The following is a 23075-nucleotide window of genomic DNA, read 5'->3' on the forward strand; positions in this document are numbered from 1 at the left end:
GCTGCGCCGCCTGGAGATTATTTATTCTGGTAATCTTTCAGAATCTGCCGACCTGCAACGTAAATCATAATTTCGTCTGTACCGCCGCCGATACGTTCACAGCGAACATCGCGCCAGAAGCGGGAGACGCGCGCCTCATCGGTATAGCCCAGACCACCCATGATTTGAATCGCATCATCAATGACTTCCATCGCGGTACGTGCGCAGTACAATTTTGCCAGCGCCGCGCTGGTGCGCAATGACTGATGCTGGTCAGCTTGCCATGCCACTTTCAGCACCATATTGCGCATGTTGTCGATCTTAATCGCCATCAGTGCCAGTTTTTCCTGGATCATCTGGTTATGCCCAATCGGCTTACCAAAAGCGATACGCTGGTTGGCATAGCGGGCGGCATCTTCAAAGGCACACTCGGCAAAGCCGGTGCTGCGCGCGGCGTTGATCAGGCGTTCCATCTCAAAGTTGTACATCACATTGAGGAACCCCATTCCTTCTTCGCCCACCATGTCGCTCTCTTCAACTTCCACGTTGTCGAGATAGACTTCGCAGGTGCTGAGCATATGCCAGCCGATTTTATGCAGCGGGTTAATCTTAATGCCGGGCTTACTGGAGTCGACCCACCACAGGGTGAAGGCCTTTTTCGGATCTTCCGGTTCTGGATCGCGCGCCAGCACCAGCATATACGGGTACTCTTTCGCACCGGTAATAAAGGTTTTCTGTCCGTTGATGTAAACCTTGCCATTTTTACGCGTGTAAGTGGTAGTGGCACTGTTGTTGTCTGAGCCTGCGCCTGGCTCCGTCAACGCCAGGGCATAGGCGGGATCACCCGTTTCCAGTGTGCTTTCTGCCGTTTTGCGTAGCTGCTCCGCAGAACCGAAACGGCGCATACTGTGAATACACTGACCGTTGGTAATCAAAAACGCCGGAGCACCGCATTTTGACACTTCCATCAGCGCCAGCATTTGGGTGACGTAATCCGCAGGGATACCACCAAATTCTTCCGGCACGCCAAGCATGGAAATACCGTTATCCGCCAGTGCCCGCATAAACTCACGCGGATATGTACCGTTTTGATCGCAGGTGCGGAAATACTCTTCCGGAAAGTTAGTCGTAATCAGTTCGCGAATACTGGCCAGCAGCAGTTCTTGTTCTTCAGTTAAAGAAAAATCCATCATTATACTCCTGTTAATGAGCCTCTTCAGGCAGGACAAAACCCATCGCTGCATCGATAAATAATCTCTCATCCATCAGTTTGAGTTCTGGTGAAATAACTGGGGTGAAATCCATTTTGTCGAGAATATCTTTTTTCAAATCGACACCAGGGGCGATTTCGATTAAATGCAGACCGTCTTCTTTCAGCGTGAAGACGGCACGTTCGGTGATATAACGAACATCCAGTCCCCGTTCGAGAGCGATTTTTCCGCTGAACGTGATTTCCGGTAGTTCACGGATAAATTTCTTCACCCGTCCTTCCTGGATAATATTTAATTTGCCGTTGGCAATTTCTGTTTTTAAACTTCCTGCGGTTAACGTGCCACAGAAAATAATTTTCTTCGAGGTGGCGCTGATATCAATAAATCCGCCGGTGCCCATGATTTTGCCATTGAATTTATGCACACCGACGTTGCCGTGCTGGTCGACTTCGGCAAAACTCAAATAACAAACATCCAGACCACCGCCGTGATAAAAATCGAACTGGGACGTCATATCCAGAATGGCGCGGGTATTAACATTTGCGCCAAAGGCGATACCTTGCGAGGTAATACCGCCAATCGGACCCGTTTCCACCGTCAGAATAAAGTCATCAGCACATCCTTCTTCACGGGCGACCAGGCCAATGCCGTCGGCAATACCGACACCGACATTTCCCACCGCGCCTTTGCGCATTTCGAATAATGCACGCCGCGCAACTAATTTACGTTGGTTTAGGGGCAGACTAAGTTTGGTGCTGTCATCAAGGGTGAAGTCACCAGAAATAAAGCGGTTAACCGGCGCACCGCCATACAGTTGGGTTTGATCCGGATCGACCACCACAATATCCACCAGATAACCCGGAATACGGACAGATTTAGGATGCAGCGTGGCTTTCTTAACCATTTTCTGCACCTGCATCATCACAATACCGCCGTTATTGTGCACCGCCTGGGCAATAACCAATGCGTCGAGATACATCACCTCATCTTCAAAAGTGGCGTAGCCTTCGCTGTCGCAGGTGGTAGCGCGAATAAAAGCGATATCCGGCGCAATCGCTTTGTAATAGAGATATTCTTTATTATCAAACTCGACCAGTTTAATCAGCTCTTCTTTGGTCACTTCATTCAGTTTTCCGCCTTGTTGGCGAGGGTCAACAAATGTACCGATACCAATATCGCTAATAATTCCCGGCTGGTGGGCAGCGGCGGCGCGCAATGTTTGGGTGAGTACACCTTGTGGATAGTTATAGGCAACAATTTTATTTTGTTCTGCAAGGTCAGAAATACGCGGCGATTGTCCCCAGTGACCGCATAATGCCCATTTCACCAGACCTTCTTGCGCCAGCGGACTAATACCGCGATCGGCGCGATCGCCAAGCCCCGTAGGGCTAATAATTGATAAATTACGTGGCGTTTGAGTCTGTTTATATTTATCAGCAAGAGCAGTAATTAACGTGGTGGCTTCCAGAATACCTCCGCCTGCACCTAATACACAAAGCGTCGCTTCATCGGGAATATAACTCACCGCTTCCTGTGCCGACAGGACCGGCACTCGTCCATTAATACGAGGTGGTTTTACAGGTTTCATTATTTTTTCCTGATTCAGGTGTGAGTTTCCCTGCGCCAGCCAGAAAAATAGCGCGCAGATACTCACGGAATATTATTATTAAATACTCTTAAAACACTTATTTTTATTTCGGCGGGTGAGGGTGTTCCCGCCGGAACGTTATTGATTATGCCTGATGCAAAATAGTTAATACTGTGCGCAAATCATTCACCGATATTTGTCCAGGGGCAGAGGCTTTTTTTACTGCGCCAAAGGTTGCCGCCGAACCGAAAACTTCACCAGCCAGACGGGAAATTACGCCAGTTTTTGCCATCGACATGGTAATGATTGGACGATCGGCATACTGCTCCTGCATCTCCAGGGTCGCGGCAAGCAACGTCAGCACATCGCTGGTACTTTGCGGCATCAGCGCAATCTTAGGAATATCGGCGTCGAAGGACTGCATTTTGCGCAGACGGGCAATGATTTCTTCGGCTTCCGGCGTTTTATGGAAGTCATGGTTGGACATGACAACTTTCACATCATGCGCGTGGGCGTAGGCGACGGTTTCTTTAACCTGATCATCGCCGGTAAATAACTCCAGATCGATCATATCCACCAGACCGCCGTCGATGGCTGCACGATTGAGAGCAATATAAGCTTCGGTGGAAATCGCCTGCTCGCCGCCTTCTTTGGCACTGCGGAAGGTAAACAGCAGCGGTTTTTCTGGCATGGTCTCACGGAGAATTTTTGCCGCCGCCATGACCGACTCCACACAGGTGAGGTCGGCAAAGTGATCCACGCGCCATTCCAGAATATCAAAGTCCGCTTCACGATAGACAAGAGCTTCAGATTTCACGCTGGCGATATCTTTCGCCATCAGCGAGACGATGATTTTTGGTGCACCCGTGCCAATGACGAGATCTTTTACAGTTACGGTTTTCATTTCTTACCCTTTCTGCACGCGGTCAGCCTGTCAGGCGCCGAACCCCATGACCTGTTTAACGTATTCCAGAGGGAAATTTTTGCCAGTCCATAACGTGAACTGTTCAGCCCCTTGCCACAACAACATGCCGTATCCATCAATCGTTTTGCAACCTGCTTGTTGCGCCTGCTGCAATAACTTCGTCATATGCGGGTTATATACGCATTCGGTGACCAGAAGTCCTGGATGTAACAGACTGATATCATTAACCAATGATTCATTTTCAAGGGGTTTCATACCCACTTTAGTGCCGTTGGTTAAAATGTCGGCAGAAGCCAGCGCCTCGGCAAAGGCCTGCTGATCCGCGAGATCCGTCACTGTGACGACGCAATCGGTGTTTTCGTTGACCCGTTGCGCGAAGGCGAGGGCTTTATCGAAAAACTCATCCCGACGGTTAAAGAGTTTAATTTCTTTTAACCCTTCAATCGCACCCTGCGCGCCAATCGCCGTTGAGGCGCCACCGGCACCTAACAGCACCATCGTTTTTCCTTTGATATCAAAACCGCTCTCTTTTATGGCGCGAATATGGCCTGTGCCGTCGGTGTTATAACCACGCAGGTAGCCGTTATCATTAACGATGGTATTGATGGCGCCCACCAGTTTCGCCGCAGGCGTTAATTCATCAACATATTCACACGCCAGTTGTTTGTTCGGCATCGACACACCGGTGCCGCGCATTTTGAGGGCTTTTAATCCTTCAATTGCTCCGGCAAAGCTATCGTTATCCACTTCAAAGGCCATATAGGTAAATGGCAATCCCGCTTTTTCTAAGGCTTTATTCTGCATTTCAGGCGATAAACTGTGGCGGATAGGATAGGCCATCAACCCAATCAATTCGTATTTTGCGGTAACATCCATAATTCACTCCTTTAACCTCTGTGCTTAATTGTGTTTAAAATAACATTCGCCTAACCGGATATCATTTTTGGGAATAATGAATACGCGGTAATAGCGAATGAAAACAATAATCGCGGTAATCAGGGCCAGCAGCGCGAAAGTAAAATCGAGAACGATGATATATTGCAGGCCGATATTTGACAGATAACCGGTAATCAGTGGAATAACAAAGTTAGCCAGACCGCCCATCATCATATAAATACTGGTGACTTTGGCCTTGCTTTTGGGGAAAAACTCTGACATGACCGAAACGCCGAGTTGTAAAATGCCGCCAGCCGCTGAGAAACCGATAACAAAGGCTCCGGCATTACACACCAATGGGGAAGGATACAAGTAGATAATGGCGGCGGTTACCGTTGCCAGTGCAGAGTTAAATACGTTAGCCCAGATGGGGCGTACTATTTTTTTCAGTAGCGCGGCAAATATAAAGACACAGACCAGCGAACCCATACTGTAATAAGAGATGGTTTTTAATGCTTCGGCTTCCGACATACCGGCAAATGCCATTGCATATTTGGGCATCCACACCACAATCACATAAAAGGTCGAGAATGCGGCAACACCGAACAGTACCGACGAAACACCTTCCAGCCAGACTAACGGTTTACTGTTCATTATCGGCAATTCATTGGCAACGCTGGCGTCCACCAACTGGCTGGGGAATTTGCTTTTCAACAGCATCAGCGTGATCAGTACAAACAGGATGCCAGGAATAATCAGCCCATAGCCGTACCAGATGTTATTCAGCAGCATATAACTCACCAGCATTGGATAGAACATTTGCCCAAATGACACCATTGCTTTAACCAGTATTACTGCCGACCCGGAGGCTTTCGGAAAGCATTCCATCAACGCCGGGTAACCACCGGTATCCAGCGCCGAGTTAGCGATACCTACGCACACTGCCAGACAGTAAGCGAGCGTTAAATTCGGGCAAGCGGGAATACCAAAGAAGAACAGTAGATACATTATTACTGCCATTAATATGACTGCGCGCCGTCCAAATTTGTCGGAGATTACACCGAAGAATAAAATACTGATCAGGCGACCCAGGCCAATACCGGAAATTAAATAAGCAATACCCGCGTTGTCCGTTGAAAATTTTTCTGCCAGAGATGACATGTTCTGTGCAAGTGTAATAACACTAATGCCGTGCAGGAAATAGCTGAAGTATATACAAAGAACAGCCAGGATAAATGGCGTGCTGAAAGCCTTATTTTGAGACATTTTCACAGCTCCTTGCTGAAAGATAATTTTGTTACCGTACGTATTGTTCTTCGACGGTTTTCATAATCACTATACTGAAGGTGATTTCCCCCGGATACATGGCATAAAGTTTATGTTTCCAGGAATATTGCATGTAATAGTTTGTTTTAGATCGTGATTTCCCTTAATTAGCGCAGAAAGATTAATTTATCCGTAAGATCTTGCATGTCCTGAAAAGAATATTGCATTACCCGCCCGTGGCGACATTTCCCTTTAGCGATGGATGTTGTGTTTCCTTGTGGCTGCGTAAGCCAATAAACAGCGCCAGTAAAAAACCGACGGCAGCGATGCCAGTATCGAACCACATAATATCGGCAATACTTCTTTGTGATAGATGAGCCGTAATCAACGGAATGGTAAAGGTCGCAATACTTCCCGCACTGTAATAAATCCCGGTTGCTTTACCTTTAGCGTAGGGAAAACGTTCAGCCATTAACGTCAGGCCAATTTGTACAACGCCTCCAGCGGAGGTAAAACCAATAACGAAAGCGAATGTTATTACCACATAAAATGTGGGATACAGGCAAACGGTGAGCAGGGCAATAAATGAGATAAACGTGTACAGCATCAACAATGTTGTCGGGTGAATCGCTTTACGAATGAGCGGTGCACTAATAAATACGCAAAGCAGCGATCCCACGGTGTAGATGCTGAGTAATTTGATCGACATTGTGTATGACATGCCAGCGACAAATTGTCCGTATTGTGCCAGCCACTGGCTGACCAGATAAAACGTTGCCATTGATATATAGCCATATAAGGTATAACTGGCTAAATCGATTATTGAGCAGCGATGCCCCGCAGAAGTGGTTGTTTTATTTACTGCCGGTAAGCGACGACCCGGATGCGGTGGAAAGGTACTGCGGTATAAAAACAGACCGTTAATAATCATAATGCCTGCGGCAATCATAAAAGACCAACCAAACCACAGTTCGGCCCATACCAATAAACTAATGATTAACGGCAATAAAAATTGTCCGCAGGAAACAAACGCTTTAATTAAAATATTGGCTGTACCCGGTGAATGAGGAAAGGCTTCCATCAGGCTGGGATAAGTACCTGCATCGAGAAAACTGTTTGCCATTCCGGCCAGAAAGCCAAAAACATAAGCGATAATGATGTTATTGGTGTGCAGGATGCCAAAAAAGAAGGCGATATAGCAGCACATACCGAGAATGATAAACGGTCGGCGACCGAATCTATCGGATAATAAGCCAGAAAGAAACAGGATGCTTAACCGACCAATGCCTAATGATGAGATAACAATCGAGACACCTGCCGCATTGGTATGCCAAAGCGTCTCCAGCGAGGCCATATTCAGGGTCATCAAAATGACGCCCATACCATGCACCAGGTAATTGAAATACAACCCCAGCGCGGTAGGGAGATAGGGATTTTTCATAAGATCCACTTAGCAACTGTGCTTTAAAAAATGTGGCGATATTGCGTCAATATCCGTTCATTATTTTTGTAATGATGACTGTTGATTCCCGTTAAAATATCAACAAAGGCGTTCAAGATCGTGCGCATATAATTCAGCGGCTACCGATTGATAAATCTTCCAGTCAATAAAATTGCCGTCAGGGTAGACACGTTGAAACGCGGTTAAGTCAGGGAAAAAACGCATGGTGTTATTGCCGATGCGGTTATTTATTTTCTCTATGATGGCGTGAAGGTGTTTTTTTCTTTGCTGACGCATAGCCAGCAATTTTTCAACGACGCTATCAGGAATGGCGCTTTTGCCATTTTCCCACCGCCGCCAGCTTTCGCTGTCACCTGTCTGGGCAATCCAGGTCGCGCATTCATCAACAGTCATGGCAAAAATATGGCGTAGTGCCTGGAGTTCATAAGCGTTCATAGGTAATGGCTGCATCAAAAAATAGAATAAAATATAAATAACATTATCAGCCTGCTAACGGCTTGAAGAGAGTCACAGTATCTTGTGCAACATTATTGGAAAGAATGAATGGCGAGGTAAGGAAACGGAAAAATGTTAAAAAAAAGCCCATCGTGGGAGATGGGCAAAGACTACACACAGCAATTCGTTGTTTCACTCAGGGGATTTCCATGCTTATAAATCAATATGTTGATTTATAACCGTGAGCTAATAGTAGGCATACGGACTTTTTGCGTCGATCAGATTCGTCTCATTAGTTTAAAAACTGTAAAGAATTTGCGACAGGTACTACCAGCTGAATGGAGGTAAGCAGGGAAATACGAGGTTGAGAAATGAAATATCAATTAGCGATGGTTAACAATCAGGCGGCAGAGCCGCCTGATGAGAGAGTTACTTATTCGGCTTTTCAATTTCGCCCAGTTCTTCGAGAATTTCTTCCGGCTGGTCAGTCGGTGGCGGGACTTCTTCCACCCACGCAGCAAACAGACGCCAGGAAACGGCTAACAGAACCGGACCAATAAACAGACCAATCATCCCGAAGGCAATCAAACCACCGATAACCCCGGAGAGGATCAGGATCAGCGGTAAATCGGCGCCCATGCGAATTAACATCGGGCGAATCACGTTATCCAGTGTGCCAACCACACCACTCCACACCAGCAATACCGTGCCCCAGGTGGTATCACCGCTCCAGTAGAGCCAGATAATCGCCGGAATCAACACCGGCAGCGGGCCAAGCTGGACAAGGCAGGAGAGGATCATTAACACCGTCAGCAGCGTTGCGTAAGGAACGCCGGATACCGCCAGACCGATACCGCCAAGTACCGCCTGCACCAACGCTGTTACCACTACACCCAGCGCCACCGCGCGGATAGCCTGCGCCGCCAGCAGGACTGCGGCATCACCACGAGCGCCTGCCAGACGAGTTGCAAAATGGCGAATGCCTTGCGCTACCTGTTCACCGCGCCAGTACAGCAGGGCGCTGAAGAGAAGCATTAATGCACAATGCACCATAAAGCGCCCGATATGCGCCGCCTGCCCAACAAACCAGGTGGTGGTGGTGCCAATATAAGGACGGACTTTCGCCATGATCGCCGTACCCCCCATATCCAGCAAATTGTGCCAGCCTGCATACAGCTTCGCACCAATCACCGGGATGGTATTAAGCCACGCCAGATCGGGTAACGTCATGTCGCCGCTGGAAATGGCTTTAATCAACGGCCCACTGCCATCGACGATACTGTTAACCAATAAGGCGATAGGGATGATAAACACCATCACTAATAACAGCGTCATCACCAGAACGGCGAGCGAACGGCGACCAAACATGATCTTTTGCAAGCGTAACAATACCGGCCAGGTAGCGATAACCACCGTACCGGCCCACGCAAAGCCGAGAACGAAGGGTTGAACAATCCACAGACATGCCACAATCATGATGGCTAAAAACAGCACCGAAAGCAGAATTTGTGCGACATCCCTGGGCTGACGAACATTTACCATAACTACTTTTCACCTTTTTTGTGCGTCAAATCGTCGACGCGACGTGAACACGCGAAACTCACCTGCATAATGATGAGCAATTTCAGCGGTTTTTAACAGGCCGATTCTGCCCTTAATTCTGATGGGCGTGTAAGAAAAAAATGTGGTACAACAATTCAGGCAACACGCAAACGGTTTACTCGTCGTATTTCAAGTTGCATGTGCTGCGGCTACGTTCGTTCACCCCAGTCACTTACTTTTGTAAGTTCCTGGCGTTCACTCGCTTGCCGCCTTCCCGCAACTCGAAATCCATAGAGTAAACATACATCACCTTTCAGTGCGCTATTGCAGCAGCCTGAAAGAACTGTGTATCGACCTACATCACAGACCGCAGGAAAGGGTCAATATAATGATTCCACAGATTTCCCAGGCACCCGGCGTCGTTCAACTGGTGCTTAATTTTTTGCAAGAGCTGGAGCAACAGGGTTTTACCGGCGATACGGCGACAAGTTATGCCGATCGTCTGACAATGTCGACCGACAACAGTATTTACCAACTTCTCCCCGACGCAGTGGTATTTCCGCGTTCGACCGCAGATGTGGCATTAATCGCCCGTCTGGCTGCGCAGGAACGCTATTCATCGTTGATCTTCACCCCGCGCGGTGGCGGCACCGGCACTAACGGTCAGGCGCTCAACCAGGGGATTATTGTTGATATGTCCCGTCATATGAACCGCATCATCGAAATTAACCCTGAAGAGGGCTGGGTGCGCGTTGAAGCGGGGGTTATTAAAGATCAGCTTAACCAGTATCTGAAACCGTTCGGCTACTTTTTTGCACCAGAACTTTCGACCAGCAACCGGGCAACGCTCGGCGGGATGATCAATACCGATGCATCCGGTCAGGGATCGCTGGTCTATGGTAAAACGTCAGATCACGTGCTCGGGGTGCGGGCGGTGTTGTTGGGGGGGGATATTCTCGATACGCAACCTTTACCCGTCGAGCTGGCGGAAACGCTGGGCAAAACCAATACAGCTATCGGGCGTATCTATAAAACGGTTTATCAACGCTGCCGTCAGCAACGGCAGTTAATCATCGACAAATTTCCCAAACTTAATCGCTTTCTTACCGGTTACGATCTGCGTCATGTCTTTAACGATGAGATGACCGAGTTCGACCTGACGCGCATTCTGACGGGTTCAGAAGGGACGCTGGCCTTTATTACCGAAGCGCGACTGGATATTACTCGCTTGCCGAAAGTGCGCCGTCTGGTGAACGTCAAATATGACTCTTTTGACTCCGCGCTGCGTAACGCGCCGTTTATGGTTGAGGCGCGCGCGCTTTCAGTTGAGACGGTGGATTCTAAAGTGCTGAACCTTGCGCGGGAAGATATCGTCTGGCATTCCGTCAGTGAGTTGATTACCGATGTGCCTGACAAAGAGATGCTCGGACTGAACATTGTGGAATTTGCTGGTGATGATGAGGCGCTGATTGACGAGCGGGTAAATGCACTCTGTACGCGGCTGGACGAACTTATCGCTAGTCAGCAAGCAGGTGTCATTGGCTGGCAGGTGTGCCGCGAGCTGGCGGGTGTTGAACGTATCTATGCGATGCGCAAAAAAGCTGTTGGCCTGCTTGGCAATGCTAAAGGCGCCGCTAAGCCAATTCCGTTTGCCGAAGATACCTGCGTGCCGCCAGAACACCTGGCGGATTATATTGCTGAATTTCGCGCGCTGCTCGACAGTCACGGCTTAAGCTACGGTATGTTTGGTCACGTCGATGCGGGGGTTTTGCACGTTCGTCCGGCGCTGGATATGTGCGATCCGCAACAAGAAATGTTGATGAAGCAAATTTCTGATGACGTGGTGGCGCTGACTGCGAAATACGGTGGTTTGTTGTGGGGCGAGCACGGCAAAGGTTTTCGCGCCGAATACAGCCCAGCGTTTTTCGGTGAGGAACTTTTTGCAGAACTGCGCAAAGTGAAAGCGGCATTTGACCCGCATAACCGACTCAACCCAGGAAAGATTTGCCCGCCAGAAGGTCTCGACGCGCCGATGATGAAAGTGGACGCGGTAAAGCGCGGTACATTTGATCGGCAGATCCCTATCGCGGTACGCCAGCAGTGGCGCGGTGCGATGGAATGTAACGGCAACGGCTTATGCTTCAACTTTGATGCCCGCAGCCCCATGTGTCCGTCGATGAAGATCACCCAGAACCGGATTCATTCACCGAAAGGGCGCGCAACGCTGGTGCGTGAATGGCTGCGTTTGCTGGCTGACCGTGGTGTTGATCCTCTAAAACTGGAACAAGAACTGCCGGAATCGCGAGCCAGTTTGCGGACGTTAATTGCCCGCACGCGCAATAGCTGGCACGCAAATAAAGGCGAATATGACTTCTCCCATGAAGTGAAAGAGGCGATGTCAGGCTGTCTGGCCTGTAAAGCCTGTTCGACCCAGTGCCCTATCAAAATAGATGTGCCAGAGTTCCGCTCTCGTTTCCTGCAACTCTATCACACCCGTTATTTACGCCCGCTGCGCGACCATCTTGTGGCGACGGTTGAAAGTTATGCGCCGCTGATGGCGCGAGCGCCGAAGACCTTTAACTTCTTCATTAACCAGCCTCTGGTTCGCAAACTGTCGAAAAAACATATCGGCATGGTCGACTTGCCGCTGCTTTCGGTGCCGTCGCTGCAACAACAAATGGTGGGGCATCGCTCGGCAAACATGACGCTGGAACAGCTTGAAGCTCTCAATGTCGAGCAAAAAGCGCGCACGGTGCTGGTGGTGCAAGACCCTTTCACCAGCTATTACGATGCGCAAGTGGTGGCAGATTTTGTCCGTCTGGTCGAAAAATTAGGTTTCCAGCCTGTGTTACTGCCATTCTCGCCGAATGGTAAAGCCCAGCACATCAAAGGATTCCTCAATCGTTTTGCGAAGACGGCGAAAAAGACGGCGGATTTCCTCAACCGTATGGCGACGCTGGGAATGCCAATGGTGGGTGTCGATCCGGCGCTGGTACTTTGTTATCGCGACGAATACAAACTCACTCTCGGCGAGGAACGCGGCGAGTTTAACGTTCTGCTGGCGAATGAATGGCTGGCAAGCGTACTTGAGTCACAGCCAGTGGCTGCGGTCAGCGGTGAACCGTGGTATTTCTTTGGTCACTGTACCGAAGTCACCGCCTTGCCGGGCGCGCCAGCACAATGGGCCGCGATATTTGCCCGTTTTGGCGCGAAGCTGGAAAATGTCAGTGTGGGTTGCTGCGGTATGGCGGGGACTTACGGACATGAAGCGAAAAATCATAAAAACTCGCTTGGGATCTATGAGTTATCCTGGTATCAGGCGATGCAGCGTCTGCCGCGAAATCGCTGTCTGGCGACCGGATATTCCTGCCGTAGTCAGGTAAAACGGGTTGAAGGTACGGGGGTACGCCATCCTGTGCAGGCATTACTGGAGATTATTAAATGATATGGAAACGTAAAATCACCCTGGAAGCACTGAATGCCATGGGTGATGGAAACATGGTGGGATTGCTGGATATTCGCTTTGAACATATTGGTGATGACACTCTGGAAGCGACAATGCCGGTAGATTCGCGGACAAAGCAACCTTTCGGGCTGCTGCATGGCGGTGCGTCCGTGGTGCTGGCCGAAAGTATTGGCTCCGTTGCCGGTTATTTATGTACCGAAGGTGAGCAAAAAGTCGTTGGTCTGGAAATCAATGCTAACCATGTTCGATCAGCGCGAGAAGGGCGAGTTCGCGGCGTTTGCAAACCGCTGCATCTTGGTTCACGTCATCAGGTCTGGCAGATTGAAATATTCGATGAGAAAGAGCGTTTGTGCTGTTCGTCACGATTGACGACCGCTATTTTGTGACGTTGTCACCAGAAAAGTGTGACGCATATTGCCTTTGGTTATTATCTGCACAGTAAACGGTGGTATACTGTGCAGGTCTTGTCTAAAAGCGAGGATGCTATGTCTACTCAACTTGATCCCACCCAACTGGCCATTGAATTTTTACGCCGTGACCAGAGCAATCTTTCACCTGCCCAATATCTCAAACGTCTGAAACAACTAGAACTTGAATTCGCTGATCTGCTTACTCTCTCTTCTGCTGAATTAAAAGAAGAAATCTACTTTGCCTGGCGTTTGGGCGTGCATTGATTCTGGCTGAACGCAGTTAGTGTGCCCCATCGACCTGGATTAACTCCAGTCCAGGTCTGACGACTTTCTTCTGACTTCTCCCATTTTTACCCGCTTGATCTTGTTTAAAAAGAATACAAATCGCAGGTTGTGTTAAAACGCTGGCTTAGCTTTATGAGATTATTCTTATCACCCCTTCAAGAGCTAAGCCACTGTGAGTGCCGGAGATAAGCGCCGGATGGGGTAGAAACCCTTAAGCCTGTGTAGCACAGACTTAAGGGTTTTCTTATTTCTGAACGAGCCACTTTTTTACCTATCTCTTAAATAGTCATTTTCAATACAACTTTTTCTTTTCCATCACAGTCTTAAATGCCCTCCGGTAATAATCATTAACTAACAATGAGATACCTAATTCTTAGCGTGCCTGTTAAGCCGCACATCAGGGTCTATGCTTATTAAATGCAGGCAAAAAGCATGTTTTACGGTAAAGCCCCTGCGTTTGCCGGGTTGAACTGATAATCATTATCACTAACATGCTGTTATACGCTGAAAGCGATGAAATGAGGTAAATCGATGGACATGCATTCAGGAACCTTTAATCCACAGGATTTCGCCTGGCAAGGCTTAACGCTGACACCCGCAGCGGCGGTGCACATCCGCGAGCTGGTGGCAAAGCAGCCAGGTATGGTCGGCGTGCGCTTAGGCGTGAAGCAAACGGGTTGCGCGGGCTTTGGCTATGTACTCGACAGTGTTAGCGAGCCGGACAAAGACGATCTGCTGTTTGAACACGACGGCGCGAAGCTGTATGTCCCGCTACAAGCAATGCCGTTTATTGATGGCACGGAAGTCGATTTCGTTCGCGAAGGACTCAATCAGATATTCAAATTTCACAACCCGAAAGCCCAGAATGAATGTGGCTGTGGCGAAAGCTTCGGGGTATAGGCGGTACTATGTCTCGTAATACTGAAGCAACTGACGATGTCAAAACCTGGACTGGCGGCCCGCTGAATTATAAAGAAGGATTCTTCACCCAGTTAGCCACTGATGAACTGGCTAAGGGCATAAACGAAGAGGTGGTGCGCGCAATCTCGGCGAAGCGTAATGAGCCGGAGTGGATGCTGGAGTTTCGTCTCAACGCCTATCGCGCATGGCTGGAGATGGAAGAACCACACTGGCTGAAGGCGCACTACGATAAGCTGAATTATCAGGATTATAGCTATTACTCCGCGCCTTCATGTGGTAACTGCGATGACACCTGTGTTTCTGAACCGGGCGCGGTGCAACAAACCGGCGCAAACGCTTTTTTAAGTAAAGAGGTTGAAGCGGCGTTTGAGCAGTTAGGCGTTCCCGTGCGGGAAGGCAAAGAGGTAGCGGTTGATGCCATTTTCGATTCTGTTTCGGTTGCCACCACTTATCGCGAAAAACTGGCGGAGCAGGGGATCATTTTCTGTTCCTTTGGCGAAGCGATTCATGAGCACCCGGAGCTGGTGAAGAAATATCTCGGCACCGTGGTGCCTGGGAATGACAACTTTTTTGCCGCGCTCAATGCAGCGGTGGCTTCCGACGGTACGTTTATTTATGTACCTAAAGGCGTGCGCTGTCCGATGGAACTTTCCACCTATTTTCGCATTAACGCAGAAAAAACCGGGCAGTTTGAGCGCACCATTCTGGTAGCCGACGAAGACAGCTACGTCAGCTACATTGAAGGCTGCTCCGCACCAGTGCGTGATAGCTACCAGCTACACGCGGCGGTGGTGGAAGTCATCATCCATAAAAACGCCGAGGTGAAATATTCCACGGTGCAAAACTGGTTCCCTGGCGATAACAACACCGGCGGTATTCTCAACTTCGTCACCAAGCGTGCTCTGTGCGAAGGCGAAAACAGCAAAATGTCGTGGACGCAATCGGAAACCGGTTCAGCCATTACCTGGAAATACCCAAGCTGTATTTTGCGCGGCGATAACTCCATTGGTGAGTTTTACTCAGTGGCGCTGACCAGCGGTCATCAGCAGGCTGATACCGGCACCAAGATGATCCACATCGGTAAGAACACCAAATCGACCATTATCTCGAAAGGGATCTCTGCCGGACACAGCCAGAACAGCTATCGCGGCTTAGTGAAAATCATGCCGACGGCAACCAATGCGCGCAACTTCACTCAGTGCGACTCAATGCTGATTGGCGCTAATTGCGGGGCGCATACCTTCCCGTATGTCGAATGTCGCAATAACAGCGCACAACTGGAGCACGAGGCAACGACATCGCGTATTGGTGAAGATCAGCTGTTTTACTGCCTGCAACGCGGGATCAGTGAAGAAGACGCCATCTCGATGATTGTTAACGGTTTCTGCAAAGACGTGTTCTCGGAACTGCCGCTGGAATTTGCCGTTGAAGCACAAAAACTCCTCGCCATCAGTCTTGAACACAGCGTCGGATAAGGAATAAACATGTTAAGTATTAAAGATTTACACGTCAGCGTGGAAGATAAAGCTATTCTGCGTGGATTAAGCCTCGACGTTCGTCCTGGCGAAGTTCACGCCATTATGGGGCCAAACGGTTCGGGCAAAAGTACCTTATCGGCAACGCTTGCCGGGCGCGAAGATTATGAAGTGACGGGCGGCACGGTGGAGTTTAAAGGCAAAGATTTGCTTGAACTGTCGCCGGAAGATCGTGCAGGCGAAGGGATCTTTATGGCTTTTCAGTATCCAGTGGAAATCCCTGGCGTCAGTAACCAGTTTTTCCTGCAAACGGCGCTCAATGCGGTGCGTAGTTATCGCGGTCAGGAAACCCTCGACCGCTTCGATTTTCAGGATTTGATGGAAGAGAAAATCGCCCTGTTGAAGATGCCGGAAGATTTATTAACCCGTTCGGTTAACGTTGGTTTTTCCGGTGGCGAGAAAAAGCGCAACGATATTTTGCAAATGGCAGTGCTGGAGCCGGAGTTATGCATTCTTGATGAGTCGGACTCCGGGCTGGATATCGACGCATTAAAAGTGGTTGCCGATGGCGTGAACTCGCTGCGTGATGGCAAGCGTTCATTCATCATCGTGACGCACTACCAACGCATTCTTGACTACATCAAGCCTGATTACGTCCACGTGCTGTATCAGGGGCGAATTGTGAAATCCGGCGATTTCACGTTGGTCAAACAACTGGAGGAGCAGGGTTATGGCTGGCTTAGTGAACAGCAGTAACGTGCTGCAACAGTGGCATCACTTGTTTGAGGCTGAAGGGGCAAAACGCTCCCCGCAAGCGCAGCAGCATTTACAACAATTGCTGCGTACCGGTCTGCCGACCCGTAAACATGAACACTGGAAATATACGCCGCTGGAAGGGCTGACCAATAGCCAGTTTGTCAGCATTACGGGGGAGATATCCCCACAGCAGCGTGATGCCTTAGCCATAACGTTAGACGCCGTGCGACTGGTGTTTGTCGATGGACGTTACATGCCAGCACTTAGCGATGCAACTGAAGGCAGCGGATATGACGTGAGCATAAACGACGAACGCCAGGGGCTGCCCGATGCTATTCAGCCAGAAGTGTTTCTGCATCTGACGGAAAGCCTGGCGCAAAGCGTTACGCATATTGCGGTGAAGCGCGGTCAACGGCCTGCAAAGCCATTGCTGTTAATGCATATTACCCAGGGCGTGGCAGGTGAAGAGGTGAACACTGCCCATTATCGCCATCATCTGGAACTGGCGGAAGGCGCGGAAGCGACAGTGATTGAACATTTTGTCAGCCTTAATGATGCCCGCCATTTTACCGGCGCGCGCTTCACTATTAACGTCGCAGCGAACGCCCACTTGCAGCATATCAAGCTGGCGTTTGAAAACCCGGTCAGTCACCACTTTGCCCATAACGATTTGCTGCTGGCAGACGATGCCACCGCATCTAGCCACAGTTTTCTGCTTGGTGGCGCAGTGTTACGGCACAACACCAGTACGCAACTTAATGGCGAAAACAGTACGCTGCGGATTAATAGCCTGGCGATGCCGGTGAAAAATGAAGTGTGCGATACCCGCACCTGGCTGGAACACAATAAAGGTTTTTGTAACAGCCGCCAGTTGCACAAAACTATCGTCAGCGACAAAGGGCGCGCGGTATTTAATGGTTTGATTAATGTCGCGCAGTATGCCATCAAGACTGACGGCCAGATGACCAATAATAATCTGCTGATGGGCAAGCTGACGGAAGTGGATACCAAACCGCAACTGGAAATTTATGCCGATGATGTGAAATGCAGCCACGGCGCAACGGTCGGGCGTATTGATGATGAGCAAATGTTCTATCTGCGTTCTCGCGGGATCAATCAGCAGGATGCCCAGCAGATGATCATCTATGCCTTTGCCGCCGAACTGACGGAAGCCTTGCGCGATGAGGGTCTTAAACAGCAGGTGCTGGCTCGAATCGGCCAACGGCTGCCGGGAGGTGCAAGATGACTTTTTCCGTTGAGAAGGTACGGGCCGATTTTCCGGTGCTCTCGCGTGAGGTGAACGGTTTGCCGCTGGCTTATCTCGACAGCGCCGCCAGTGCGCAGAAACCGAGCCAGGTGATTGACGCCGAGGCTGAGTTTTATCGTCACGGCTACGCGGCGGTGCATCGCGGTATTCATACGTTAAGCGCCCAGGCGACCGAGAAAATGGAGAACGTGCGTAAGCGTGCATCGCTGTTTATCAATGCCCGTTCGGCGGAAGAGCTGGTGTTCGTCCGTGGCACGACGGAAGGGATCAATCTGGTCGCCAATAGCTGGGGCAATAGCAACGTGCGGGCAGGCGATAACATCATCATCAGTCAGATGGAACACCACGCTAACATTGTTCCCTGGCAGATGCTTTGCGCGCGCGTTGGCGCAGAGCTGCGGGTGATCCCGCTTAATCCGGACGGCACGCTGCAACTTGAGACGTTGCCGAATCTGTTTGATGAGAAAACCCGCCTGCTGGCGATTACTCACGTGTCTAATGTGCTGGGGACGGAAAATCCGCTGCCGGAAATGATCGCACTTGCGCACCAGCATGGCGCAAAAGTGCTGGTGGATGGCGCTCAGGCAGTGATGCATCATCCGGTGGATGTGCAGGCGCTGGATTGCGACTTCTACGTTTTTTCCGGGCATAAACTGTATGGCCCCACCGGCATTGGCATTCTTTATGTTAAAGAAGCCTTGTTGCAGGAGATGCCGCCGTGGGAAGGGGGCGGGTCTATGATTGCCACCGTCAGCCTTAGCGAGGGTACTACCTGGACCAAAGCGCCGTGGCGGTTTGAGGCCGGCACGCCCAATACGGGGGGCATTATTGGTCTTGGTGCGGCGCTGGAGTATGTATCAGCTCTGGGGCTTAACAACATTGCTGAGTACGAACAGAATCTGATGCATTACGCGCTGTCACAACTGACAGCTGTGCCGGATCTTACTCTGTATGGGCCACCGGACAGACTTGGCGTTATCGCCTTTAATCTCGGTAAACATCATGCCTATGATGTTGGCAGTTTTCTTGATAACTACGGTATCGCTGTGCGTACCGGCCATCACTGCGCGATGCCGTTGATGGCGTTTTATAACGTTCCGGCTATGTGTCGGGCGTCGTTGGCTATGTATAACACCCATGAAGAAGTGGATCGTCTGGTGACAGGATTGCAACGCATTCATCGTCTGCTGGGATAACAGGGAGGCTCTATGGCTGTATTGCCGGATAAAGAAAAATTGCTGCGTAATTTTTTACGCTGCGCCAACTGGGAAGAGAAATATCTCTACATTATTGAACTGGGTCAGCGTCTGCCGGAATTACGCGATGAAGACAGAAACCCGCAAAATAGTATTCAGGGCTGTCAGAGTCAGGTATGGATTGTAATGCGCCAGAATGCGCAGGGAATTATTGAATTGCAGGGCGACAGCGATGCCGCCATTGTGAAAGGGCTTATTGCGGTTGTTTTTATTCTCTATGACCAGATGACGCCGCAGGATATTGTTAATTTTGACGTGCGCCCGTGGTTTGAAAAAATGGCGCTTGCTCAGCATCTCACCCCATCTCGTTCACAAGGTCTGGAAGCGATGATTCGTGCAATCCGCGCTAAAGCCGCTGCACTTAGCTAAACTAAAGGAACAGCTTTCATCTGGATGACTCACATTGCCGGATGGTCGATGTTTACTCTGACCAGCACAGGAGTGTTTCGGCTTCAGGTAAGCAAAAGCACCATCCGACGTCTTAGCGTGAGTCTCCGGCAAATACAGGAGGTTTACAATGAAACGCGCGTCTCTGCTTACACTGACCCTTATCGGCGCGTTTAGCGCCATACACGCTGCCTGGGCGGTAGATTATCCGCTCCCACCAACCGGCAGCCGACTGGTTGGGCAAAATCAAACGTATACGGTGCAAGAGGGGGATAAAAACCTTCAGGCCATTGCCCGACGTTTTGATACTGCGGCAATGTTGATTCTGGAAGCCAATAACACGATCGCCCCGGTGCCAAAACCAGGTACGACGATAACGATTCCTTCACAACTGTTATTACCTGATGCGCCGCGTCAGGGGATTATCGTTAACCTTGCCGAGCTGCGTCTTTATTATTATCCGCCAGGAGAAAATATCGTGCAGGTCTATCCGATAGGCATTGGCTTGCAGGGGCTGGAAACGCCAGTGATGGAAACGCGGGTTGGGCAGAAAATCCCTAACCCTACCTGGACACCGACCGCTGGTATTCGGCAGCGTTCGCTGGAGCGTGGCATAAAATTACCGCCAGTCGTTCCCGCAGGGCCTAATAACCCACTAGGACGCTACGCAATGCGCCTGGCGCACGGCAATGGCGAATATCTCATTCATGGCACCAGTGCGCCGGACAGCGTCGGTTTGCGCGTCAGTTCGGGCTGTATTCGTATGAACGCACCGGATATTAAAGCCTTGTTCTCCAGCGTGCGGACGGGGACGCCGGTGAAAGTGATCAACGAACCGGTGAAATACTCTGTAGAACCGAACGGAATGCGTTATGTGGAAGTACATCGCCCCCTGTCGGCAGAGGAACAGCAGAACGTTCAGACGATGCCGTACAAACTGCCTGTTGGCTTTACGCAATTCAAAGATAATCAGGCTGTTGATAAGAAGCTGGTGGATAAAGCTTTATATCGTCGGGCGGGATATCCGGTCGCGGTAGGCAATGGAACGGCACATGTCAGCAACTCGCCCGCAGTTGAGTCAGCTCAAAATGGCGAGCCTGAGCAGGGAAATATGTTACGCGCGACGCAATAGCAGTAATTAGCAGGCAAAAAAAATGGCGCACAATGTGCGCCATTTTTCACTTCACAGGTACTATTACTTGCGGTATTTAGTAGCCATGTTGTCCAGACGCTGGTTAGCACGAGCTGCGTCATCTTTAGCAGCCTGAACGTCGGAACGCATTGCGTTCACGTCGTTGCTCAGCTGGTCAACTTTAGCGTTCAGAGTCTGAACGTCAGAAGACAGCTGATCGATTTTAGCGTTGCTGGAGCAACCTGCCAGCAGAGTAGAACCCAGGATTACCGCGCCCAGTACCAGTTTAGTAGCTTTCATTATTAATACCCTCTAGATTGAGTTAATCTCCATGTAGCGTTACAAGTATTACACAAAGTTTTTTATGTTGAGAATATTTTTTTGATGGGAAGGCACTTATTTTTGATCGTTCGCTCAAAGAAACATCGAACGCTGGGTTTTAGATAAAAAAATTGAGAGAAAACAGGATGCTTCCATCGGATTCATCTTAGATAAAGTGAGATTATATAGTGAAATCCGATTTGATTTTTTATTGCTTCTGGTTATCGATTAAATAAAAAAAGCGCCCATCAGGGCGCTTGGATATACAAATTAATTCACAAAAGCAATATTACAGGACGTGAACAGATGCGGTGTTGGTAGTGCCGCTCGGTACAAGTGCACCGGAAACCATTACTACAACGTCACCTTTGTGCGCCAGACCGCTCTGCAGAGCCAGTTCTTTACCCAGGCGGTAGAAATCATCAGTAGAAGTGATCTCTTTAACCAGCTGCGGCACAACGCCTTTGCTCAGCACCAGCTGATGTGCAGTTTTTTCGTTAGTGGTCAGCGCCAGGATGGTTGCATCCGGGAAGTATTTACGCACTGCACGAGCAGATTTACCGCCCTGGGTTGCTACGACGATCAGCGGAGCATCCAGTTTTTCAGCAGTTTCAACCGCACCACGGCAAACAGCTTCGGTAATGCGCAGTTTACGGTTGTCGTTGTTGAACTCGAGACGGCTGTTCATCACGCGGTCGGTACGTTCGCAAATGGTTGCCATGATAGAAACAGCTTCCAGCGGGTATTTACCTTTTGCGGATTCACCAGACAACATTACTGCGTCAGTACCGTCGAGGATGGCGTTCGCAACGTCACCGGCTTCTGCGCGGGTCGGACGTGGGTTTTTGATCATGGAATCCAGCATCTGGGTCGCAGTGATAACGACTTTACGTGCGCGGATACATTTTTCGATCATCATCTTCTGGGCGAAGATAACTTCTTCAACCGGGATTTCAACACCCAGGTCGCCACGTGCAACCATGATGCCGTCAGATGCTTCGAGGATTTCGTCGAAGTTATTGAGGCCTTCCTGGTTTTCGATTTTGGAGATGATTTGGATGTTTTCGCCGCCGTGCGCTTTCAGGTGCTCACGGATTTCGATAACGTCAGAACGCTTACGGATAAAGGAAGCAGCAACAAAGTCTACGCCTTGTTCGCAACCAAATATGAGATCCTGTTTGTCTTTTTCAGCCAGTGCCGGCAGGGCAATAGAAACGCCTGGCAGGTTCACACCTTTGTTTTCGCCCAGGTCACCGTTGTTCAGTACCTTACAGATAACTTTGTTACCTTCAATGGCGGTAACTTCCATACCGATCAGACCATCGTCAACCAGTACGGTGTTGCCGACGGACAGGTCAGAAGTGAAACCTTCATAAGTTACCGCAACCATTTCGCTGTTGCCGATAACAGATTTGTCAGTGGTGAAAGTAAAGGTCTGGCCTGCTTTCAGAGAAACGTCATTACCGCCTTCCAGTTTCATGGTGCGGATTTCCGGACCTTTGGTATCGAGCAGGATAGCGGCAGTTTTACCTGTTTTGCTCATCACGTTGCGCAGGTTCTGAATGCGCTGACCGTGTTCTGCATAGTCACCATGAGAGAAGTTCAGACGCATGACGTTCATGCCCGCGTCCAGCATTTTAGCTAACATCTCTTCAGATTCGGTTTTTGGTCCGATGGTGCAAACAATTTTGGTCTTTTTCATGACAGTCTTAGTCTTTAAGTTGAGAAGGATAGGAGAAACTTGCTTTCTGGGCGCACTGCCGGAAAGCGAATCCGGTATTACGAAAGTGATGGTGCCTCGCTCTAAGGATAGGTGACATCGAAAAAGCGTGCAGAGGAATGTGTGCTTGTGTCTCAGCCCAACGTGAGTGCCTGTTTTTGAGTCGTTGAGTTCTACAGTCCAAAGTGCTGAAACCATTCAAGAGTCAATTGGCGCGCATTATACGCTGAAATTAATCCAAAAGGAAAACAAAAACAGCGTTTCAAAAAATATACAAGTCGCCAGACAATAAATTGTTATCAAAGATTTAACGTTCCTGGGAAAAGATTACGCAAAAACTTCGTTGTTTGCGCAACATCTGGAGGTGAGGTCGCCAGAGTGGGAGGAGTGTATGT

The 23075-nt window shown here is 49.6% G+C and carries 20 protein-coding genes, 1 other RNA gene and 1 pseudogene; 10 read left to right on the plus strand and 12 right to left on the minus strand.

Features of this window, described 5'->3' with window-relative positions; translation table 11 throughout:
* Positions 1-17 precede the first annotated feature (17 nt).
* The 9 genes and pseudogenes from A7Z06_RS08845 to ydiK all read right to left on the minus strand — a co-directional run bounded on the left by A7Z06_RS08845 (position 18) and on the right by ydiK (position 9284).
* Positions 18-1169 (minus strand): acyl-CoA dehydrogenase, encoded by a 1152-nt coding sequence (locus A7Z06_RS08845; RefSeq protein ID WP_105279397.1) that lies wholly within the window; start codon positions 1167-1169, stop codon positions 18-20.
* A gap of 13 nt (positions 1170-1182) precedes the next feature.
* Positions 1183-2778, minus strand: a complete 1596-nt coding sequence (locus A7Z06_RS08850; protein ID WP_000805717.1) for an acyl CoA:acetate/3-ketoacid CoA transferase — start codon at positions 2776-2778, stop codon at positions 1183-1185.
* 145 nt (positions 2779-2923) lie between these two features.
* The gene (aroD, locus tag A7Z06_RS08855; protein WP_000860206.1) at positions 2924-3682 is read right to left on the minus strand and encodes a type I 3-dehydroquinate dehydratase; all 759 of its coding nucleotides are present in this window, start codon (positions 3680-3682) and stop codon (positions 2924-2926) included.
* A gap of 30 nt (positions 3683-3712) precedes the next feature.
* Complete coding sequence (gene ydiB / locus A7Z06_RS08860) at positions 3713-4579, minus strand: quinate/shikimate dehydrogenase (protein WP_000383455.1); 867 nt, start codon at positions 4577-4579, stop codon at positions 3713-3715.
* 11 nt (positions 4580-4590) lie between these two features.
* Positions 4591-5845, minus strand: a pseudogene (locus A7Z06_RS08865) (MFS transporter).
* 226 nt (positions 5846-6071) lie between these two features.
* Positions 6072-7286, minus strand: a complete 1215-nt coding sequence (locus A7Z06_RS08870) for an MFS transporter (RefSeq protein ID WP_000795541.1) — start codon at positions 7284-7286, stop codon at positions 6072-6074.
* Positions 7287-7385: 99 nt separating this feature from the next.
* On the minus strand, positions 7386-7742 hold the full coding sequence (locus A7Z06_RS08875; RefSeq protein WP_000995296.1) for a YdiL family protein: 357 nt from the start codon (positions 7740-7742) through the stop codon (positions 7386-7388).
* Between the two features lie 135 nt (positions 7743-7877).
* Positions 7878-7985, minus strand: an RNA gene (rprA, locus tag A7Z06_RS08880) — antisense sRNA RprA.
* Positions 7986-8171: 186 nt separating this feature from the next.
* Complete coding sequence (gene ydiK, locus A7Z06_RS08885; RefSeq protein ID WP_085460676.1) at positions 8172-9284, minus strand: AI-2E family transporter YdiK; 1113 nt, start codon at positions 9282-9284, stop codon at positions 8172-8174.
* Positions 9285-9672: 388 nt separating this feature from the next.
* On the opposite strand from ydiK, the gene ydiJ reads away from it, so the two are divergent.
* From ydiJ to ldtE, 10 genes are all read left to right on the plus strand, one after another.
* The gene (gene ydiJ / locus A7Z06_RS08890) at positions 9673-12729 is read left to right on the plus strand and encodes a D-2-hydroxyglutarate dehydrogenase YdiJ (protein WP_000613015.1); all 3057 of its coding nucleotides are present in this window, start codon (positions 9673-9675) and stop codon (positions 12727-12729) included.
* The gene (gene menI, locus A7Z06_RS08895; protein ID WP_000637977.1) at positions 12726-13136 is read left to right on the plus strand and encodes a 1,4-dihydroxy-2-naphthoyl-CoA hydrolase; all 411 of its coding nucleotides are present in this window, start codon (positions 12726-12728) and stop codon (positions 13134-13136) included. The genes ydiJ and menI overlap by 4 nt, the downstream gene beginning before the upstream one ends.
* Positions 13137-13235: 99 nt before the next feature.
* Complete coding sequence (locus A7Z06_RS08900; RefSeq protein WP_001296104.1) at positions 13236-13424, plus strand: YdiH family protein; 189 nt, start codon at positions 13236-13238, stop codon at positions 13422-13424.
* Between the two features lie 552 nt (positions 13425-13976).
* Positions 13977-14345 carry a Fe-S cluster assembly scaffold SufA gene (sufA, locus tag A7Z06_RS08905; RefSeq protein ID WP_000367172.1) on the plus strand — a complete coding sequence of 123 codons (369 nt, stop codon included), beginning with the start codon at positions 13977-13979 and terminating at the stop codon, positions 14343-14345.
* An 8-nt stretch (positions 14346-14353) separates the two neighbouring features.
* The gene (gene sufB, locus A7Z06_RS08910) at positions 14354-15841 is read left to right on the plus strand and encodes a Fe-S cluster assembly protein SufB (protein WP_010346792.1); all 1488 of its coding nucleotides are present in this window, start codon (positions 14354-14356) and stop codon (positions 15839-15841) included.
* 9 nt (positions 15842-15850) lie between these two features.
* Positions 15851-16597 carry a Fe-S cluster assembly ATPase SufC gene (gene sufC / locus A7Z06_RS08915; RefSeq protein WP_000948879.1) on the plus strand — a complete coding sequence of 249 codons (747 nt, stop codon included), beginning with the start codon at positions 15851-15853 and terminating at the stop codon, positions 16595-16597.
* Positions 16572-17843, plus strand: coding sequence for a Fe-S cluster assembly protein SufD (gene sufD, locus A7Z06_RS08920; RefSeq protein ID WP_105279398.1), 1272 nt, complete (start codon positions 16572-16574; stop codon positions 17841-17843). The genes sufC and sufD overlap by 26 nt, the downstream gene beginning before the upstream one ends.
* Complete coding sequence (gene sufS, locus A7Z06_RS08925; protein ID WP_000144611.1) at positions 17840-19060, plus strand: cysteine desulfurase SufS; 1221 nt, start codon at positions 17840-17842, stop codon at positions 19058-19060. Before sufD ends, sufS begins: the two co-directional genes overlap by 4 nt.
* A gap of 12 nt (positions 19061-19072) precedes the next feature.
* A complete protein-coding gene (sufE, locus tag A7Z06_RS08930) occupies positions 19073-19489 on the plus strand; it encodes a cysteine desulfuration protein SufE (protein WP_000279732.1) in 417 nt (138 codons plus the stop codon).
* A 148-nt stretch (positions 19490-19637) separates the two neighbouring features.
* Positions 19638-20639 carry a L,D-transpeptidase LdtE gene (ldtE, locus tag A7Z06_RS08935; RefSeq protein ID WP_000817075.1) on the plus strand — a complete coding sequence of 334 codons (1002 nt, stop codon included), beginning with the start codon at positions 19638-19640 and terminating at the stop codon, positions 20637-20639.
* 63 nt (positions 20640-20702) lie between these two features.
* Here the strand turns inward: ldtE and lpp are convergent, their stop codons facing one another.
* The 3 genes from lpp to ynhH all read right to left on the minus strand — a co-directional run bounded on the left by lpp (position 20703) and on the right by ynhH (position 22864).
* Positions 20703-20939: a murein lipoprotein Lpp gene (lpp, locus tag A7Z06_RS08940; protein WP_000648420.1), complete on the minus strand. Its 237-nt coding sequence runs from the start codon at positions 20937-20939 to the stop codon at positions 20703-20705.
* Between the two features lie 310 nt (positions 20940-21249).
* Complete coding sequence (gene pykF / locus A7Z06_RS08945; RefSeq protein ID WP_010346010.1) at positions 21250-22662, minus strand: pyruvate kinase PykF; 1413 nt, start codon at positions 22660-22662, stop codon at positions 21250-21252.
* A gap of 7 nt (positions 22663-22669) precedes the next feature.
* Entirely contained in the window at positions 22670-22864 is a 195-nt protein-coding gene (gene ynhH, locus A7Z06_RS22245) for a protein YnhH (RefSeq protein WP_242664678.1), read from the minus strand.
* Positions 22865-23075 lie beyond the last annotated feature (211 nt).

This window comes from Escherichia sp. MOD1-EC6819, from assembly GCF_002965765.1.
Classification (GTDB): domain Bacteria; phylum Pseudomonadota; class Gammaproteobacteria; order Enterobacterales; family Enterobacteriaceae; genus Escherichia; species Escherichia ruysiae.

Excerpts from the sequence above, each read along its gene's own strand:
- ydiK (WP_085460676.1), bottom strand. The coding sequence starts at position 9,284 with ATGGTAAATGTTCGTCAGCCCAGGGATGTCGCACAAATTCTGCTTTCG.
- A7Z06_RS08850 (WP_000805717.1), bottom strand. The coding sequence starts at position 2,778 with ATGAAACCTGTAAAACCACCTCGTATTAATGGACGAGTGCCGGTCCTG.
- sufC (WP_000948879.1), top strand. The coding sequence starts at position 15,851 with ATGTTAAGTATTAAAGATTTACACGTCAGCGTGGAAGATAAAGCTATT.
- pykF (WP_010346010.1), bottom strand. The coding sequence starts at position 22,662 with ATGAAAAAGACCAAAATTGTTTGCACCATCGGACCAAAAACCGAATCT.
- sufE (WP_000279732.1), top strand. The coding sequence starts at position 19,073 with ATGGCTGTATTGCCGGATAAAGAAAAATTGCTGCGTAATTTTTTACGC.
- lpp (WP_000648420.1), bottom strand. The coding sequence starts at position 20,939 with ATGAAAGCTACTAAACTGGTACTGGGCGCGGTAATCCTGGGTTCTACT.
- aroD (WP_000860206.1), bottom strand. The coding sequence starts at position 3,682 with ATGAAAACCGTAACTGTAAAAGATCTCGTCATTGGCACGGGTGCACCA.
- sufA (WP_000367172.1), top strand. The coding sequence starts at position 13,977 with ATGGACATGCATTCAGGAACCTTTAATCCACAGGATTTCGCCTGGCAA.
- sufD (WP_105279398.1), top strand. The coding sequence starts at position 16,572 with ATGGCTGGCTTAGTGAACAGCAGTAACGTGCTGCAACAGTGGCATCAC.
- A7Z06_RS08845 (WP_105279397.1), bottom strand. The coding sequence starts at position 1,169 with ATGGATTTTTCTTTAACTGAAGAACAAGAACTGCTGCTGGCCAGTATT.
- sufS (WP_000144611.1), top strand. The coding sequence starts at position 17,840 with ATGACTTTTTCCGTTGAGAAGGTACGGGCCGATTTTCCGGTGCTCTCG.
- ldtE (WP_000817075.1), top strand. The coding sequence starts at position 19,638 with ATGAAACGCGCGTCTCTGCTTACACTGACCCTTATCGGCGCGTTTAGC.
- menI (WP_000637977.1), top strand. The coding sequence starts at position 12,726 with ATGATATGGAAACGTAAAATCACCCTGGAAGCACTGAATGCCATGGGT.
- A7Z06_RS08870 (WP_000795541.1), bottom strand. The coding sequence starts at position 7,286 with ATGAAAAATCCCTATCTCCCTACCGCGCTGGGGTTGTATTTCAATTAC.
- A7Z06_RS08875 (WP_000995296.1), bottom strand. The coding sequence starts at position 7,742 with ATGAACGCTTATGAACTCCAGGCACTACGCCATATTTTTGCCATGACT.
- A7Z06_RS08900 (WP_001296104.1), top strand. The coding sequence starts at position 13,236 with ATGTCTACTCAACTTGATCCCACCCAACTGGCCATTGAATTTTTACGC.
- sufB (WP_010346792.1), top strand. The coding sequence starts at position 14,354 with ATGTCTCGTAATACTGAAGCAACTGACGATGTCAAAACCTGGACTGGC.
- ydiJ (WP_000613015.1), top strand. The coding sequence starts at position 9,673 with ATGATTCCACAGATTTCCCAGGCACCCGGCGTCGTTCAACTGGTGCTT.
- ydiB (WP_000383455.1), bottom strand. The coding sequence starts at position 4,579 with ATGGATGTTACCGCAAAATACGAATTGATTGGGTTGATGGCCTATCCT.